Origin of the sequence: Chloroflexus sp. MS-G (genome assembly GCF_000735195.1) — a bacterium.
GTDB lineage: Bacteria > Chloroflexota > Chloroflexia > Chloroflexales > Chloroflexaceae > Chloroflexus.
In genome coordinates, this window is sequence record NZ_JPIM01000014.1 from 1 (window position 1) to 18,243 (window position 18,243).

At 53.2% G+C, this 18,243-nt stretch carries 15 protein-coding genes; 10 read left to right on the forward strand and 5 right to left on the reverse strand.

Annotation, left to right across the window (positions count from 1 at the left end):
- On the reverse strand, positions 1–1,883 hold a 1,883-nt coding region (locus JE47_RS0104085), incomplete at its 3' end, for an efflux RND transporter permease subunit (protein WP_031458522.1).
- A gap of 95 nt (positions 1,884–1,978) precedes the next feature.
- On the opposite strand from JE47_RS0104085, the gene JE47_RS0104090 reads away from it, so the two are divergent.
- The 7 genes from JE47_RS0104090 to JE47_RS0104120 all read left to right on the forward strand — a co-directional run bounded on the left by JE47_RS0104090 (position 1,979) and on the right by JE47_RS0104120 (position 9,869).
- Positions 1,979–2,956, forward strand: coding sequence for a DUF4129 domain-containing protein (locus tag JE47_RS0104090; protein WP_031458523.1), 978 nt, complete (start codon positions 1,979–1,981; stop codon positions 2,954–2,956).
- On the forward strand, positions 2,940–4,085 hold the full coding sequence (locus JE47_RS0104095) for a DUF4350 domain-containing protein (RefSeq protein WP_031458524.1): 1,146 nt from the start codon (positions 2,940–2,942) through the stop codon (positions 4,083–4,085). Before JE47_RS0104090 ends, JE47_RS0104095 begins: the two co-directional genes overlap by 17 nt.
- A 264-nt stretch (positions 4,086–4,349) precedes the next feature.
- Positions 4,350–6,503, forward strand: coding sequence for a glycosyltransferase family 39 protein (locus tag JE47_RS0104100; protein WP_152555991.1), 2,154 nt, complete (start codon positions 4,350–4,352; stop codon positions 6,501–6,503).
- Between the two features lie 93 nt (positions 6,504–6,596).
- On the forward strand, positions 6,597–7,553 hold the full coding sequence (locus tag JE47_RS0104105; protein WP_031458526.1) for a hypothetical protein: 957 nt from the start codon (positions 6,597–6,599) through the stop codon (positions 7,551–7,553).
- Between the two features lie 20 nt (positions 7,554–7,573).
- Entirely contained in the window at positions 7,574–8,335 is a 762-nt protein-coding gene (gene argB, locus JE47_RS0104110) for an acetylglutamate kinase (protein WP_035418974.1), read from the forward strand.
- Positions 8,332–9,000 (forward strand): Crp/Fnr family transcriptional regulator, encoded by a 669-nt coding sequence (locus JE47_RS0104115; protein WP_031458528.1) that lies wholly within the window; start codon positions 8,332–8,334, stop codon positions 8,998–9,000. Before argB ends, JE47_RS0104115 begins: the two co-directional genes overlap by 4 nt.
- Before the next feature lie 242 nt (positions 9,001–9,242).
- Positions 9,243–9,869, forward strand: a complete 627-nt coding sequence (locus JE47_RS0104120) for a hypothetical protein (RefSeq protein WP_028459582.1) — start codon at positions 9,243–9,245, stop codon at positions 9,867–9,869.
- 7 nt (positions 9,870–9,876) lie between these two features.
- On the opposite strand, the gene JE47_RS0104125 is transcribed toward JE47_RS0104120, so the two are convergent.
- From JE47_RS0104125 to JE47_RS0104135, 3 genes are all read right to left on the reverse strand, one after another.
- Entirely contained in the window at positions 9,877–10,578 is a 702-nt protein-coding gene (locus JE47_RS0104125; protein ID WP_031458529.1) for a hypothetical protein, read from the reverse strand.
- Positions 10,575–11,777: a hypothetical protein gene (locus tag JE47_RS0104130; RefSeq protein WP_236631130.1), complete on the reverse strand. Its 1,203-nt coding sequence runs from the start codon at positions 11,775–11,777 to the stop codon at positions 10,575–10,577. Before JE47_RS0104130 ends, JE47_RS0104125 begins: the two co-directional genes overlap by 4 nt.
- A gap of 77 nt (positions 11,778–11,854) precedes the next feature.
- On the reverse strand, positions 11,855–12,796 hold the full coding sequence (locus JE47_RS0104135) for an AAA family ATPase (RefSeq protein ID WP_031458531.1): 942 nt from the start codon (positions 12,794–12,796) through the stop codon (positions 11,855–11,857).
- A 479-nt stretch (positions 12,797–13,275) separates the two neighbouring features.
- Between JE47_RS0104135 and JE47_RS0104140 the strand changes: the two genes are divergently transcribed.
- The 3 genes from JE47_RS0104140 (at position 13,276) to JE47_RS0104150 (ending at position 17,630) form a co-directional block, all read left to right on the forward strand.
- Positions 13,276–15,591, forward strand: coding sequence for a sensor histidine kinase (locus tag JE47_RS0104140; RefSeq protein ID WP_236631131.1), 2,316 nt, complete (start codon positions 13,276–13,278; stop codon positions 15,589–15,591).
- 82 nt (positions 15,592–15,673) lie between these two features.
- Positions 15,674–16,921 (forward strand): DUF418 domain-containing protein, encoded by a 1,248-nt coding sequence (locus tag JE47_RS0104145; protein WP_031458533.1) that lies wholly within the window; start codon positions 15,674–15,676, stop codon positions 16,919–16,921.
- Positions 16,922–17,003: 82 nt separating this feature from the next.
- On the forward strand, positions 17,004–17,630 hold the full coding sequence (locus JE47_RS0104150) for a response regulator (protein ID WP_031458534.1): 627 nt from the start codon (positions 17,004–17,006) through the stop codon (positions 17,628–17,630).
- Here the strand turns inward: JE47_RS0104150 and JE47_RS0104155 are convergent, their stop codons facing one another.
- Positions 17,631–18,218 carry a TetR/AcrR family transcriptional regulator gene (locus JE47_RS0104155; protein WP_031458535.1) on the reverse strand — a complete coding sequence of 196 codons (588 nt, stop codon included), beginning with the start codon at positions 18,216–18,218 and terminating at the stop codon, positions 17,631–17,633.
- Positions 18,219–18,243: the final 25 nt, after the last annotated feature.

The window sequence follows — 18,243 nt, forward strand, 5'->3', positions numbered from 1 at the left end:
ACATTCTCAACTGCCGGGTCATTCAGCAGAATCTGCTCGGCCTGTCGGGCAAGGCGATCGGTCTCGGCCAATGTTGTACCAGGTGCTGATTCAAAGCGCATGATAAACTCGTGTGGGTCTTGTTCAGGGAAGAAGGTCAGTTTCAGCCCACTGGCAACCCAGACACTCAGGAGCAGCACGGCAATGGCCACACTAACAACGATCAGCCGGTTACGCAAACTCGCTAGTGTCCAGCCGAGCAGTTTACCGTACCAACGCCCCATACGTCCGGGGTCTTCGTTGGCCTCTTGCAGTAGACCAATGTCGCGCTCGCTCACCTCATCGGAAATCGGCACCTCGACAATTGGTTGGTGGTTGTCTCGATGCGGTTTTGGCTTTAGCTTGATATTCGGAAACAGGTTTGCCGAGAGCATCGGAGCGAACGTAAAGGCCTCGGCGAGCGAGAGCAGAATGGCTATCGAAACGACCAGGCCGAACGACTTGAAGACAATCCCAGCCACGCCTTCAGCAAACGTCACCGGTACGAAGACGGCGACAATGGTGAGCGTCATCGCCACGACCGACAGACCGACTTCCCACGTACCGCGTGATGAGGCAACGCGGGCGCTCTCGCCCCGTTCGAGGTGACGGAAAATATTTTCGCGCACTACAATCGCATCGTCGATCACCAGACCGACACAGAGCGAGAGGGCGAGGAGCGTGACCAGATTGATCGTCAGGCCAAAGATCGGCATGAAGATGAACGTACCGATCAGAATGACCGGTAGACCGGACATGGTGATGATGGTGCTGCGTAAATTACCGAAGAAGAACCAGACCACCAGAAAGGCGGCAATTGAGGCGAACACCAGCTCTTCCAACGAGGAGAGCACCGACGACCGCACCGCCTCTGAGGTGTCAAGCGGAATAGAGTAGGTAAGTTCAGGGTAGGCAGCAAATGCCCGATCAAGTGCCCGATAGACGTTATCGGCAACCGTCACCGTATTGGCGCCGGATTGCTTGAGGACATTGAGAATGATCGCCTCTTTACCATTCAGGCGCGAAATGGTCGTAACGTCGGCTACCCCCTCTTCGATAACAGCGACATCGCCGATCCGATAAGGTGTCCCTGAAATCTGTACGCGGGCAATGTCTTCGACGCTGCGCAGAAGCGATGGTACGCGAAGACTGATCTCGGTGTTGTTTTCAACCAATGTGCCAAGGCCAAGATTCGCGTTTGCCTGTTGGAGTGAACGACTGATCTGTGCGGGTAGCAAACCGTAGGCCTGAAGTTTAGCCAGATCGAGCCAGACGTTGATCTGTCGCTGCTGACCACCGGATACCGTCACCGAACCAACACCAGGAGCACGTTGGATGAGCGGAACAATCTCTTCATCAATCAAGGTTCGCAGTTCAAGCGGTGAACGACCGGAGGTGTCGGCCACTGCGATCTGCATCACCGGTGATTGATTGGGATCGAAGCGTTGGTATACCGGTTGGCGAACATCACGAGGTAATTGAGGTAAAATACTGTTTACGCGCTGGCGAACGTCTTCTTCGAGCTGTTTGGCATCGTTACCGGCTTCAAACTCGAGAATGATCAACGCCGATCCTTCATTCGCCTGTGCGGTGATGTGCTTTAAACCGGCAAGCGTGTTGACTGCATTCTCAATTGGTTTGACAACCTGATCCACAACGCTTTCCGGGCCAGCACCGGGATAGGTCACACTTACCGCTATAATGGGAACATCAATTTCCGGCAGCAGATTGACGGGGGTTGAGCGGAATGAGAGAATACCAAAGGTGATGAATGCAAGCATCACCATGGTAATAAAAACGGGCTGACGGATCGAGATGTCTGAAATCCAAATACCGTTCAGCTTTTCCCGACGTTGCGGGGCCATTGGTCATCCTCCCACGATAAAGAAGTTGCACAGGTTTTGTTACGCTCTTGTTTTTACTATACCGTAAAGTTTTCTAACGGTCAAGGATAAAATTGATGAGACTCAAACCTTTTTGCATTGCGATCTGGATAATAAGCTGGTGGCTGTGGCCTGTTCACATCTTTGCGCAACCGATGGAATTATCGCTGGCCGATTATGATCGGCTGTTACGTGCTACTTACGCTGCTGCCCAGCGTGGCGATTTGTTAGAGTTGCAGACGCTGGCCGCTGAACTGACGGCGATCAACCAGGTTCGGATGCCTGATGGTCAGACAGCCCATGTCGATCACCGCTGGCTGGCAGAGGCGTTAGCGCCGTCGGCGCCGGATACATCGGCGATTGCAGCCCGATTAGGAGCACTGATTGATGCGTTGCCACCGAGTACAGCGGTTGTCACCGATGCACTGAAACATTGGGAAGCGGTCTTGAACGAACCGCCGTTCAACCGTGATCAGTCTGAGAGCTGGTTTACCCGCTTTCTCGATTGGTTGCTCGACGGTCTGGCTGACCTGCTCCCTGATCTTCCCGACATGCCCGTAACGCCAACGCCGGGCGATCCCTCGTGGATAACGCCGGTTGCGTGGGGAATACTGGCGATTACAGCGCTGTTGTTCGGGGGTCTGATCTTCTTTTGGGCGAGGAATATGCGACGCGCACTACGGCCGGTGGTGGGCATAGCTGAATCTGGCGTTGAAGCAGAACCGGTCACCTTCAGCCAGGCGCAGCGAATGGCTGAAGCGGCGCGACGGGCCGGAGATCGGCGGAATGCCGTTCGTTACCTCTACCTGGCGGCATTGCTTTGGCTTGATGAGCAGAAGCTGTTATCCTTCCAACGTGAACTGACGAATCGCGAATACCTGTCCCGGCTTCGTGATCAACCACCACTCTACACACAACTGACGCCGATCATCGCTACGTTCGAGGCGGTCTGGTACGGGCTACAAACCATCGAAGAGCAAGCCTTTCGCGCATACGAACAACAGGTAGCGACGTTGATTGGGCAAACAGGAACCTATCATGAAGCTACGGCTTGATGTCATCGTCCTGATCATTCTCTTTCTCGGATTGGGTGCCTTTGCGGCATACACTGCCGAGCAGAGCGGTCAGCGAACGCTGAACAGTCGGACAACCTCGTTCAGCAGCGACAGTAACGGCGTTCTGGCTCTCTACCGCTGGCTTGAACGGATGTACAGCGGTCGCATTGATCGACTGGCGTACCGTCCCTTTGTGCTTACCGATGCGGATGGGTTGCTGTTCGTATTAGGACCGAGTGAACGGTACGAACCATCGCATGTAGAAACTGTGACCAACTGGGTTCAGAATGGTGGTGTTCTGGTGATAGCCGATAATCGTCCGACACCGCGTAGTGCTGTAGCGCCGCTCCTAGCAGTCTTTGATCTAGAACTGAAAAGGAGCACGTGTATCTCTTCAGCGACAGCGATTCATCCGGCATTGGGTTCACCAGCGTTAAAGAACTTCTCGCTAGAGACGTGTGTCGCGATAGCGAGCACTGCACCACAATCAGTGCTGGCGCCACTTGCACTCGCAGAAGGGCAACCCATCGTTGCCGGACAGCGTTTGGGGAAGGGTTATGTTATCGTGGTGGCAAGTCTCTACCCGTTTACCAACACCGGACTGCGCGATCCGACATCGGCGGCCTTTCTCCTCAATCTGCTCCATTGGCTGCCCGCCGACAAGCGTATCGTGTTTGACGAGTTTCATCACGGGTTTGTACCGAATGCCGATCTGCGTGCGCTGCTGTTGAACCATCCGCTGGGTTGGGCAGTGATCTACAGCGTGACCGTCGTTGGTCTTTACCTGCTAGCGAGCAGTCGTCGTTTTGGTCGTCCCTTACCACTACGGAGTGAAGTTGCCCGTCGGAGCAGTACTGAATACATTGACAGCATGGCGATGATGCTTCACAAGACGCGACAGATTGCGTATGCGGCGGAGCACTACCGGTATATGCTCCGGCGGCGCCTTGCCCAGCCGTATGGCATTGCACAGACACTCGATGATGAGGCATTTGTTACGCAACTGGCGGCGATTCGTCCCATCGATCAGCAAAAGCTGCGGCGGATATTGGCTGAGCTACGGCGGCCCGATCTGAGCGAAGCTGAGTTGCTGCGGCTGGTGGCTGAGAGTGATCAGATTGTGTGCTGAGGGGATCGGGGGATACTGCGAACTTGTTGAGAGATTTTGCACAAAATGACCTCGAGAGTATGCTGTATCTGTGATGACTAATCCTGCCACAAACTCATCTAAAAGATGTGGTGCAAATAAAAGACGACTTCATCCAGGGTATAGCCGAAGACAATACCTGTGCTGCTCATTGGTTTTAGAACTTACGAAGCCATTTTTGTGAAACGGTTTCATGCTATAATCGGGGCCGCGTTCTTACAGTGTTTGTTGGTATGGGTGGATAAGATGTCAGAATTAACTCTCTTAGTTACCTTTGTGCGGGTTATTCTCGGAGTCTTCATTAATGCCCTGGTTGTCATTAATGCGTTATGGTTTCAGAAGGCGTTTTTCAGTCATAATTATCAGAGATATGAAAAAATTCTAGTAATTACCCTTCTAATTTGGGCGCAGATAGTTATCTATCTGATAACACTCCATTTCTTTGGAATGATTTCGTTACGTTACTCTATACTCCTTGTGTTACTTACAAGTTCCGTTGCATATATATGTGTAAAATTGTATAATCCAGTCACACCTTCAAATCACCATATCTACGGTACCATCCTAAAAAATTGGACAACCCTCGAACAAAACCTCCTGTTCGTTGGCATTGGTTTCATTGTTTTACTGACGACGATTAATTTAGTAGCACCTCCCGGTAACTGGGATTCACTGAACTATCATATCTACTTTCCGGCAACATGGTACCGCGAGGGTACGCTTACCATGGTACCACTTCCTTTTGGCGATACCGCTCCGCCATATTATCCTGTCAACTCCAGTCTTCTTTACCTATGGCTCATGCTCCCTTTTGACTCGCTCGCCATTGCCGATATCGGGCAGGCACCGTTTGTGCTAATCACCGCGCTTGGGCTATACGCCGTCGCTCGACAAGGTGATATGCCGGTAACGGCAGCACGATGGGCCGCGTTGTTAACGTTATTTGTCCCAATGATCAACGTTACCGGCACACTTTGGTCAACAAACGATGTGATCTTCGTAGCAAGCTGGTTAATATCTTTAGCAACTGTCTTGCGTGCCAGTCGCACAAAGACCATCAGGGACATTGTACTGGCCGGAATTGCCATTGGTCTCACCATTGGTGTGAAAGGTTTTGCGATTGCTTTTTGCAGCCTGTTTTTGCCATGGATTGCAGTGATCCTCTGGCGGCAATGTCGAGTATCCTGGCGATACGCCATAGCTGGTATAACAGCCATTGCGATTCCTATAGTGCTCCTTGGAGGTTTCAGTTATATAAGAAATTGGCTGGTAACAGGTAATCCGCTGTATCCATATCGCTTGACGATCGGTTTGTTCTCCTTTCCTGGAGTTATTGATAAGAAAATACTTGATAGTATGCTGCATCCTTTTGCTATCTATGATTTACATCTGTTACCGTTCGAGCCAGGATATTTCAATATAAGCATTTTGCTCATCCTGGCAATCCCTTCTATTTTCCGATCAATTCTTCAGAAGAAATGGTCACTTCAACACATATTCTTACTCTTGTTGATTATTTCCTACGTATTTATATTCATGGTGCAACTACCAATCAAATCTCCTCGCTTTCTAGCAGCGCCAATGTTATTAGTTTTGCTATTGGTCGCTCATTTCGTTTCGGTTGACATCCTTTCTTCTGAACAGATGAAACAGCGATGGCTATTCATGGGAGCATGTATCGGAATTATCATTAGCTTGCTTACCAGCGCACTATCGATGGGAACCAACTTGTTCGAGCCATCTCCTGTTTCCCTCCATTTCGATCTAAACGTTGGCAAGGTGTTGTGGGATTATGCCAAACAAATACCGGCCTGGACGGTCATTCAATATCTGCTCGGTATCGGTGTATTTGCTTATCTTGGCCAGTATATCTATAATCGCTGGTTACAACGCCCACGATTGGTGTTGATTTTGAGCAGCTTCAGTCTCATGTGTGCACTATCTGTAGGGCTAGAATGGTACGACCGGTATGAGTTTTTTGCCTACAATCGGGCACATTACGCTCATTTAGGTCGCATCTGGAGATGGGTGAACGAATATACAACGGGCCAGCGCATTGCCTACATTGGGACGAATGTTCCACTACCGCTGGTTGGTCATCATATAAAAAATCGCGTCATGGCGATAAATGTTGGCGAGGGACAGCTTCTCCACGAAGTTGAGCAACCAATTCCTCCTAATCAGCCCATTACTTCACTCCCTGACAACCGTAGCAGTGAACCAAATCGAGAGATGTGGTTGCAGAATCTGATTGAAAATCAAATCGATCTCATTGTCGTTTTTAATGATAAGACAATAATCTGGCCGGAGAGTGAGTGGATGGCTTCAGATCATTCGCGTTTTTCCCAGGTGTATCAAGATGATGCCGGATCAGTGTGGCTTTTCAGAAGACAACCTTGAACAATAATGTGCTTTCCGCTTAACCTGCGACTTCGATCTATCTAACTATCTGTGGTATGCTATCATCACGAACTGTAGCCCGGTGACTATTCTATGGCAGGCGATTTCCGCGCAATGCTCGATGAAGTGATCATCTTGCTCGACGCCGGTGTGATGATCTATCGGCGTCACGTAAGTTCTTTTCTGGCCCTGGCAGGCATTTTTAGCTTACCAGCAATGACTATTACCTTTCAACTCTTGTTTACTATCGAAGACCTGTTTGAAGCCAGCGTTGAAGATATTCTGCTCCTTACTAGCAGTCTGCTGTTAGTGCCCCTACTTATGACACCACCGCTCATCCGAGCGATGCAATTGGTACTTGCTGGACATCCACCATCGCTCCGTAACGTGATCTGGCAGCGACCCCAAATTGGGCGTGGATTGTTGGCGGTCGGGTACAGTGGTCTGTTGGCGATGATGTGGATGACGATCTTTTTTGTCATTTTTGGATTTTTCTTTGGTATAAGTTGTGGTGTGATCTTTTTTGTTTTGTATATCATTCTTTTTGTGAGTGTCATGACCAATTCTTTATTTGGTGCATTGTTTTTGCCACTCTTATTATTTCTTTTTCTGGTAACGTATCTCCTTTATTTTGTGTTTGTCGGTGCAGGTTTGCTGGCGGCATTGTACGGAGCACAACCGCTACTCGATCGTACCCTTTCGCTGCGTAAGGCTTTTCGTGTATCGTGGAGCCTTTTGTTCACTCGTTTCGGATATAATCTGTTGGTTTTTATCTGTGCAGCGTTGATCTTCAGTGCCATTGCCCTGATCGTGACGGTAGCAATCGGTGTTTTATTACCGGTGCCGTTTGGGTTACTCCTTGGTACTGAACATCCGCTTACCCGTGGGCTAAGTGCAATTGCCTGGGTGATTGGGCTGGCCGTGGCAATGCCGCTTGTCCCGATCTGGAGCACACTCCACTATCAGCAGGCATTGATCAGGTACACCGGTCGCGATTTAGCGCATCGGGTGGCTGTACAACAGCAGAAATTGGTTGGTCAATCAATCTGACAGAACAGGTACGCTTCATGGTGACAATGATTAGTGTGATGAAAGTTAGTGGTCATGAACTTGATGACCCGACATTCCTCGACGGTTTGGTAGTCGCTCTTCGTGATCTTCAGCAGCCGGCAGTGTTGGTGCACGGCGGCGGGAAAGAGATCAGCGCTGCGGTTGAGCAGGCCGGGTTACCGGTCGAGTTTGTTGATGGCCTGCGTGTAACATCACCGGCGATTATGGATATTATGCAGCGCGTCGTTTGCGGTACGATTAATAAACGAATTGTGACCGCGCTGGTGCAGGCTGGGGTAAAAGCGTTGGGGTTGAGTGGCCTCGATCTTGGCTTGTTGCGCTGTGAACCGTACCGCCCGGCTGGTCGCGATTTAGGTCGGGTGGGAACAGTTACGTCCGTTGACGGTGCTGCATTACGCGCCTTACTTAACCTGGGCTGGTTGCCGGTTATTGCTCCGGTCGGGTTGGGCATGGATGGTCTGAGCTACAATGTAAATGCTGATATGGTCGCCGAAGCGATTGCCGGTGAACTCGGTAGTACTGAACTAGTTTTTATCAGTAATGTCCCCGGTGTTCTGGTTGAGGGAAAGGTGATCCCAACTCTGACGCCGGCTGCGGTGGAAGCTTACATTGCTACCGGTGTTATTAGTGGCGGCATGATCCCGAAAGTGCGGTCAGCCCTGTCAGCCCTGAACCGTGGTGCAGCCAGTGTACGGATTGTCAACCTGGCCGGTCTGCACAACGGTGGTACACGCTTTATAGCCGCAGAGAGGCAAGAATGACGGAGGCAAGCGATATTCTAAATCTGTTTCACGATCTTGATCCGGCTGCTCGCGCCGACCTAAAGGCGTTGTTGCAGGTGGCATCCTATCCGGCAGGCCACATCTTTCACTTGCCGAACGAGGTCGGTAGCCATGTCTTTTTTCTGCAACAGGGTCGGGTTCGCATTTACAAGCTGTCGCCCGAAGGACGTGCGCTAACGCTGTTAGTTCTGCATCCGCCGAGTCTCTTTGGCGAGATGGCACTCATTGGAACGGGAACCCACGACACATGCGCGGAATCAATGACTGACTGTGTGGTGGCACAGATCGAACGAGAGTCGTTACGGCGCTTTCTCAGTCGTTATCCCAGTGCCGCCATTGATGTGATGGAGCTGATGGGTGTGCGTCTCCGCACGATGGAGCAGCGCCTGGCCGATATTGCATTCAAGAGTGTACCGCAACGCCTCGCTGCCTTATTGCTCGATCTGGCCGGTGACTCGGCTGACGGCATGACACCACCAAGTCTCGTGCGTTACACGCATCAGCAACTGGCTGAGATGATCGGCGCATACCGTGAGACTGTCACTAAAGCGCTGGGTGATATGCGCGAAGCAAACTTGATCCGTGTTGTTGATGATGCAATCATTCTGGTTGATCCAGCGCAGTTGCGGCAGTTGGCTTCATAGTCGGTTAGAGCGTTGGTCTGTGTCGTGCGATGACCGGAACTCACCCCTACCGTGCAGTGACCGACAGTGTGCCATGGTATGGCAGCAAGTGGGAGCAGGGCGGAAATTGCCTCTCCAATCCGCTCCCTGCTGCCGGGTAGGATGAAAACGTTGCCATGTCCTGGATGATAAACAGGTTTGCTATCATTGCCAGACTGGGGTACAATCAAAAGGTTATGATACTGACGCAAGGAGTAGCTTTGATGGTAACCTACGACGATCTCGTGATGGCGCTGGAAGATGCATGGCTGAGCGTCGGTCTGCACGAGCATGCGCTGATAGAGAGCGTCATTCCGGCGACGCATGATCGTACTTGTAAAATAGAACTCTTTCCCGAACACGCCGAGCCGTTGACGTTGGCGACGATGCCGCCATGGTTAGAAATTAATTTCACCTGGTCGCCTGTACATCAATTGATCAGCGAAGGACGGGACCTTCCTGCCGATCCGCTTGAACTGACCCTGACGTACACGGTCACCCTAACGAATCACCGTGATCGCAGCGATATTGAGTTGGTGCGGATGTTTCAGCGAGCCGTTTATCAGGCGTTTGAACGGCACTTTCCCGCCGAGATTGTTGACGGCGAAGGGATCTCGGTTGAAGTGCGTCGAATATATCAACCGGTCGGTCAGCGTGTCGAATTGGAGGCCGTGCAGTTGGTTAGCTCGACGATGGTTGATTTATTTGAGCAGTGGGAAGATCGTGATGCCCAGACATTACGCCAGCTCTTGCGTTCTGAGTTGAATCTGGCCCGCACCATCATCGCGAATCTGAGCGATACGTTTCATCCGCATGGGAATGGTGGGTATCGCACGGTGGATGCCGCATGAATCAGGTTTACCTGACGGGAAATCCGCTTACCAGAAGTGCGATACCGGCGAGTAGATACCGAGCAGGCAACGAGAGATTGCAAGCGCCACTGGCAGCCATGACGGCCACGATCAGCATTGCCGGTACCAGGATCAATGATGGTATCTCTCTCGTGATGGGAAGAGTGTTCAAACCGGCGATGAGTGGTAAGACCCCGATCAGCAACAATCCCACCTCACTACAGGCTCCTGCCAGATTGCTTTGCAGTGAAGTGACCGGTGGCAAGGCTGCGATCCACGCCAGTACCCCAAGCAGAAAACAAAGTTGGCGTAGTGGTTCGGCTGGCCAGCGTAGCAGGCCGCTCAGATCGAGCGTGGTCGTTACGCTGACCAAAGCTGTTGCCGCTATTAGCAGTGGGAGATACCATTCGAGCATCTGTTGTGGCGCGATCCGTTCTCTTGCTGCCCGACGGAACGACGGCCACAACAACATTAGAAGCGCCGTTGGAACATCAAGACCGTAGGCAAACGGTGCGGCTGGTGTCAGGGGCAGCAACGTGATAACGCCCAACGATGGGAGGAGATCGAGCAGGGTGAATGGCCCAACTGTTGCCAGTGGTATCCCGCGCAAACGTGCGACGATCAGCACCATCAACACTGCACTCAGGCCACCGGGGTAGAGCAAGAGTCGCGACCATGCCTGACCAAGTGCGCCGAGAATATCGCTCATCCTCGCTCTCGCCAACGAATGATTACCCAGGCCAGCGCCCCGATCAGTCCTAACATGATCAGGAGTACCAGACCGGGTGCAGTTGCAGCAGGATGCGACCCGGCATCGAGTGCCAGTAGACCGGCCCACCCCCATGGTTCAATGGCGCCGTAGGGAGTTAGGCCTCCCTGAAGGTGATCACTCAGGGGACGTAGCATCCAGCGTACCAGGATCGGCGTTGCCAGACCTGCGGCCAGACTAATGACAGCCGCTAATGCACCACGTCGTTGTGGGGTCCCACTGATTTGGCGTCCAGCGGCCAGCATGAGGCAGAGTGCCGTTGCCCAGACCACCATAGCCAGCACGGCGATTCCGGCAGCCATTGCTGCTGCACTGACCGACCAGAACGCCATAAAGCCGAGCGATCCCGGCACAGCACCGGTAAGCAGCCAGCCAGCCCATGGCGCGATCCCCAGAGCGGGCTGGCCCAGTTGTCGCACACTGAGATGGAGCACAAGCAGGCCGGTGGCGACTACACCAGCCGGCGTAGCACAGCCGGTTGCAATCAGCGCCAGGCTACTTATACCACGCTGTAACCAGACTTCGGTGTCTTGGGCATCTTGAGCAGTTACGGCTCGCCAGGCAGCGTGCAATGCCAGGCTACTTCCCACTAATAACGTCGCAAATTGCCAGCCCAGATTCCACGGCCCCACACTGTAGAGACGAAGCAGCGCAGCCAACGCTGTCAGCGCCATCAGCGGCTCAAATGATGAGACTCGCTTCATCGCGCCATCGAGCGCCCCGACCGCAAGTGCTGCCCCTACCAGTAAGCTGACAAAACTCACACTATTGAGGCCATCACCGCTCAGTGTGATCCACCAGGAAGTGGCATTTCCGCCAATACCGAGATACCCACCGGCCAATGCCAGCCCGGCAAGCCGATGATCCCACCGCCGACTGAGAGCTGTTGCAGCCAGTAACCCACCTGCCAGACCAGCAATGTGCCCACTGGTCATTGCCCCGATCAGCGCCAGCAATTGCCATACTTGTCGCCACTGAACCGGTATTGTTAGCACCAGCAGCCCAGCGCTGAAGAGTACCAGACAACTCAAGCCGTCAACGACGATGATCCCCTGCGCAATACTCACTGGTCGACGCTGAATCAACCAGTAGCCGCCAACACCGATCATCATCGTTGCGACACACAGCAACCGATACAACAAATGGGAGAACTTTCGCTCAGATAACACAGGTGATCCGGTGTCCTTACTGCCCCTGCACTCAACGGTTTTGCTTGCTATCGATCACCATTGATAAGCTCTTGCCGACGGTACCGACAATTCGTACAGTAGGTAATCCGGTATCCGGCGACCGTTGCTCGTTGCAGAGCGTGACCACAATTCGGGCAAGTGGTTGTCTGCACAGCGCCATCTCCTGTTACCAATGGTGCAGCCATTGGTGGTGCGGGTGGTTGCGCGGCAACCAGCCGGGCCGGTTGCATATTCCACATCTTACTCAACAACTCAACAATCTGTGCGTAATCGATAGCACCACGCGAGCGCGGATCGTGTTCATAAATCGTCTTGCCCACGGCTGAAGCTTCAGAAAGGCGAACATTCACCCGCACTGGCGGTAACACCAATTGACCATAGGTGCGATTTAGATGGGCGAGCAACGTAATTGACTGCTTCATTCGGGGATCGACCATCGTCGGAATGATTGCCCGCACAACTGCCGTTCCCCCTTTCACCCGACCAATTTGGGCTATCAGTTTCTCAAGACCCTTGATCGCAAACGGCTCGACAGTGGTTGGAATAATGACATCGGTTGCTGCGATCAACGCATTCTGATTGAGAACCGTCAGCGAACCACCGCAATCGAAGAAGATAAAGTCATATTCCTGACGCAATGGCCGCACCAATTGTTCGAGCACACGCACCCAATCGGCCCGTCCAGCAATTGCCTGATGAGCCAGCAGTAAGCTCTCGTTGGCAGCAACCAGATCGAGGTTAGGGCGAGCAGACACGCGCACATCGGCCAACGGTTTGTGATCAACAATCGCTTCATACAGAGTACGCTTTGGCTGCACACCCAACGCCATTGCCAGATTACCCTGGGCATCTATATCGATAAGCAGCACGCGAGCGCCCTTCAGCGCCAGACCAGCACTGACGTTTACGACAGTTGTGGTTTTGCCGATTCCACCTTTGAGATTGATAACGGCGACCACCCGCGCCATGCGATACTCCTTATGCGGATGCTGTTCAATGCTTTGCCAGTGTAGTAGAGCACTGACGGCTTGTCAAGGTGGTGGGGTGTTGTGCTGGGGCTGTTAAACGTTTGCCTTCGACTCAGCAGATGATGCGGAAAGAGGGGGAGAGGAGCAGAAGCGCGTGCAGAAGGGGCAGCTTCCTGTTCCGACGGTGGTCTACGGTCAGGCTCTTCGTCGATGCGCTGATTATCCTCGTCAGCGCACGGTCAGGGTGGGGACCAACCTCCACATAACGCGGGCTGGCGGCTCGCGCACCCAGGTGTTCATCGATGTCCCACCGTTTTTGCATCGTCCGGTCAAAGTCATACCAACCCCATAGGTATCGATTCCCAAATCCCTCCCCCAAACGAGTGAGCTGAATTCACCGTATCAAGGGTAGCATACCGATACCGCTCCCTGTATGCTGTTCCTGTACATTCGGTTGGATAGAGCAGGTGGAGCCGATTATGATGGTAGATCGCGATCAAAGTATCAGACGGATCGAAATCGTTGCTGCAGCTCTGGTGGTAGTGACAAGCGGGTTTCTAGGTGGATTTGGTGCACGATCCATCGTTATCGGTGATTGGGTAATAGGCGTCGCGTTTCTGGCAATTGGGATCATCAGCGTACTGCTCTCATTGAGCGTTCGTCCTTCTCAACATCAAAAAGCCTCAACTGCGATGTTGATCATCCTGATCCTGAAAGCCGGTTTTGGAGTTCTAGCAGTAACTTCCACGCTCCTGATTGTTTCCGGGCAGGATCTGATCGCCATCTGGTCAGGTTTTCCACCAGCATCGCGTCAGGTAGCCCGTCTCATAGCCCTGGCAGTCGTTGTTGGGCAGGGAATAGTATTGCTCCTGGTTACATTAACCTTACGACAGGCGATCATCCCTCAGTTGCGGCGAGAAATCGAACTGCGGATGCGCGATCTTAGTGAGCAACAATCGGCACTGATCGCCCAATTGCGCGAGGCTGCCATCCAAGAGGAACGCAACCGTCTGGCGCGTGATCTGCACGATACCATCAAGCAGCAATTGTTCAGCATCAATGTTGCTGCTGCGACGGCGCAAAGTCTGCTTCATCACAACCCTGAAGCCATAGTGCAACACCTTCAGCATGTGCGTGACCTGTCGCAGGCGGCGATGGCAGAGATGAAAGCGCTGTTGACCCAACTGCGCCCGCAACCGCTGGCAACCGTGGGCCTGATCGAAGCCATCCGCGATCAACTCGAAGCGCTGCGCTTTCGCGCCGAAGTGACCACCGAGCTGCATTACGATGTGTTGCCCGATGAGGGCCGCCTGCCGCTCGGCGCGCAGGAAACCATCTTTCGCGTTGTGCAAGAGGCACTGTCGAACGTGGCGCGCCACGCACGGGCTCGCCACACTCAGGTGGCCCTGACTTGCGAGACGACGAACGGAAGTGAGGTGCTGCACGTTTGTATCACTGACGACGGACAGGGGTTTGATCCGGCGACAACCCCTTCTGGCATGGGGCTGACCAACATGCGCACGCGCATCGAGGCGATCGGTGGAACGTTGGCGGTGCGCTCGACACCGAATGCCGGAACCACCGTATGCTTTCGCATTCCACTCCTGGAACTCGAAGCTGATAAGGAAAAGGAACGACGTATGAAAGAAGAAAACCTTCAGCATGTCTATGTTGCAGGTGGTCTGACTGCACTGACGGGAACTGCGTTCGTGCTCGCTCTATTCCCGTTACTGATTGCGATCACCGGAAGCGGTCTATCTTATCTTGCAAGCTTCGGGATCGTCGGTGCCATCGCCGGTGTGCCGCTGGCATTTGCAACATGGAACTGGCGCCGTCGTACTTTGAAGCATGATCCAGATTCGATCTGGCGGAAGGTGTTGCGATCGTATGACATCATGACAGCTATCTTTCTAATGGTTTTGCTAGGATGGTTCGCCTTCTCACTACGTAGCATTGCCATAGGGCTGATCATCGCCGTTGCTTTGGTTGTTGCCATCGTTAGTCTTGTGCGCCTTTACCGGGTGCTCGATGCCCGGTTGACTGAATGGGCAACGATGCCTGCGCTGCGGACTCAGTTGCGCGAATACTACTTCCTCCTTGGATTTATGGTCGTTTTTCAGGTTCTGGTCTACAGCGGGTTATTTGGGCCGATACAGGCAGTTACTCTCTTCCACGATAAGCTCGATCAGCGCTGGTTCATCTCATTCCTTGCACTCGGATATCCTCTGCTTATTCCTCTCGGTATGCTCAACATCTTTCTTACCCGGCGGCAGATCCGGCGGTTGGAGGCACTAGAGCAACCGGTCGCCGAGCCGGTCGGCGATGCGCAGGTGCGCCGGTTACGTATGATCGCCCGTGGTTTGACGCTGGTCTACCACGCACTCTGTGTTGCGATTGGATGGTTTATATGGATGAACATTCCGCCAGTCGCGATAGCAATGGGGGTGATTGCGCTCGTGTTACTGGCGATCAAGTGGCGCGTCGAACGTACTCTTACAGCACGTGTTGGCGAATGGTCAACCTTTCAAGCGCAGCAGTCGGCGATGGCGCTCTACCTCACCTTCCTGCTCACCAACATTGCCGGCATCCTGGGAGGCTTCTTAGGGACGGCAATGGCATGGAGCGGACTCGACACGTCCAACACGGCGTTCGATAACGGCGCCGGTATGCTGCCGACCATTGCGCCGTGGACGATCTTCGGGTTCGGAACCTGGTGGCTCGGTACATGGATCTATCTGTCGATGCAGGTGATCATCTCCTGGCAGCGCATCCGCGCCCTGGCGCAGCGGAAGTGACAGCCTGAACCTCAACTGGTGGTTTCATTCGTGGTATGAGTTGCAACCGGAGTCTAGTGGCTTATAATGGAAAGGAACTGTGATGGAACAGAGCATCACCCCAACCCCGGCACATGAACGGATTGACCTGTTCGACATCCTGCGCGGATTCGCGCTCCTGGGTATTCTGATCGTCAACATGGGTATCTTCAGTTTCCCGTATATCGCCCAGTTCACTCGTACACCACGCGGCGATAGTGTACTCGATTATGCAACCGAGTTCCTCATCATGGCGTTGGCTACCGGGAAATTTTACCCGTTGTTTTCATTTCTCTTCGGGCTGGGTATGTGGATGCAAATAGAACGCATCCAGGCGGTTGGTGGCAATCCGGGGCGTTTTATGGTGCGCCGCTTGCTGGTCCTGATGGGATTTGGTCTGATACATGCGCTGCTCATTTGGAACGGCGACATTCTGTTCGTCTATGCGCTGGTCGGGCTGGTAGCGCTCCTCTTCCGCAAGGTTCAACCGCGCACGCTCCTGATCTGGGCAGGCGTCCTGGTCGCAATTCCGGTCATCTTTGGTACCGGCTTCGTGGCCCTAGGCACACTGTTGGCGGGTGACATGAGCGGCGCGGCAGAAGGAATGGCGATGTTTCGCGACCTGGAGCAGCGCACTATCGAAATCTACGCCCGTGGCTCGTGGGGGGAGATCTTCGTCTGGCGTACCATTGAGTGGTTGCTTTTCCAGTTTTTCTTGTTCCTGAACGGAGGTATGCTCCAAATTCTGGCGCTCTTTCTGATCGGTATGTATTTCGGCAAGCGCCAGATCTTCCAGCGTCTGAACGAAAAGCCAGCGTCTGAGCGTCGGCTACCTGCTGGTAGTGTATGCCTTGTAGCAGGATTGACCGTCAATCTTGCACTGGCGTGGCAGATTCAGGTAACGAATCCCTTATCACCACTGGCAGGATTGTGGCCTGTTCTGATACTGGTTGCTGGCCCAATCCTGAGTTACGGGTATCTGGCACTGTTCGTAGCGTTAACGAGCACTGCTGCCTGGCGCCGTCGTCTGCAACCGCTGGCGGCAGTAGGTCGGATGGCGTTGAGCAACTACATCCTTCAATCAATCATCTGTACCCTGATCTTCTACAGTTATGGACTGGGGTTGTTTGGACAGGTAGGCGCCTTCGCCGGGTTGCTGATCAGTATCGTGATCTGGGTAGGGCAAATCGGGATCAGCCGCTTATGGCTTCGCCACTTCCAGTACGGCCCATTGGAGTGGGTGTGGCGTAGCCTGACTTACGGCAAAACTCAGAGAATAACACTAGAGGCGAGTCACCCATCGACGTTGTAAGGAACCCTTGTCGGGTATTATCAACCTCCCCCTGCGTCTGTGAGCGTAGGGGGAGGGAGTACAAGAAATAGAGAGACAACCTATGAATCCTATCCGTGTTGCTCTCGTTGACGATCACAAAATCGTTCGACGCGGATTAAGCGCCTACTTTGCCGCTCAACCCGATATTATTGTCGTTGGGGAGGCCAGTAGTGGAGAGGAAGCGTTACAACTCGCAGAGAGCTGGCAGGTGGATGTCATTGTGATCGACGTGCTTATGCCAGGTGGTATCGACGGCATCGAAACCACTCGTCGCTTAAAGCGCCTTCTCCCACAGGTGCAAATCATCATCCTGAGCGGATACGCTGACGACGCTCGCGTCATTGGTGCCTTGCGTGCCGGTGCAATCACCTATGTCGAGAAAGACAGCCAGCCGGAGCAGTTGCTTGAAGCAGTGCGGGGAGCAGTGCAGGGTAAAGCAATATTTGAACCAACGCTTATGCAGCGTATCATTCAGGCTCAGACGATGAAAAGTAGCGATGTCTTGACCGAACGCGAGCGCGAGGTGCTAAGACTGCTGGCAGAGGGGCTGACCAATGCCGAAATTGCTGTACGGCTGTCGGTGAGTGAAGAGACGGTAAAGACACATGTTGCCGGCATTCTGCGCAAACTCGGCCTGGCACATCGGACTCAGGCCGCTATCTATGCGCTGCGCAACGGGCTCGCTTGACTACCGCTGCGCCAATCCATCGAAGAAGGTTGTAATGATCAGTTCGGCAACCACATCACCTTGCATCTCAGGTTTAGCTTGTTCGGTGTGAAAGAATGGGTAAAGCATCCCCAACAGCAACCAGGTTGCGGTATGAGGGTCAACCGGTCGCAGCTCGCCACGTTCGATGCCGGCGCGAATAATGGCTGAGATCGGCGCAATTAACCCCTTGGCATAGCAATGCTCGATACTGGCACGGGCAGTTGTGCTCAGACGAGGTAAATCGTGATTACTCAGCCGCAGCAGTGCCCGCTGAGCAGGTGCCTGAGTAAACAACCCCCGGATCAACGCTGTCAACTGGCTGCGTGTATCTGGCTGGCGTTCAGCAGACTGAACGAGTTCCGCCATCTCGTTCGCCCAGTTGTTCAGTACTGCGACCAGGAGGTCTTCTTTATCACGAAAATGATGGTAGAGGCCAGCTTTCGATAAACCGGCAGCTTCGGCAATCTCGCGCATGGCAATGCCGTCGTAGCCATACGTCACGATCAAGCGCGCCGCTTCATCGATAATCCGGTTCCGAGTCTGTTCTGAATGCTGTTGTCGACTCATACGATGGTTCGTGATAATAATGCCG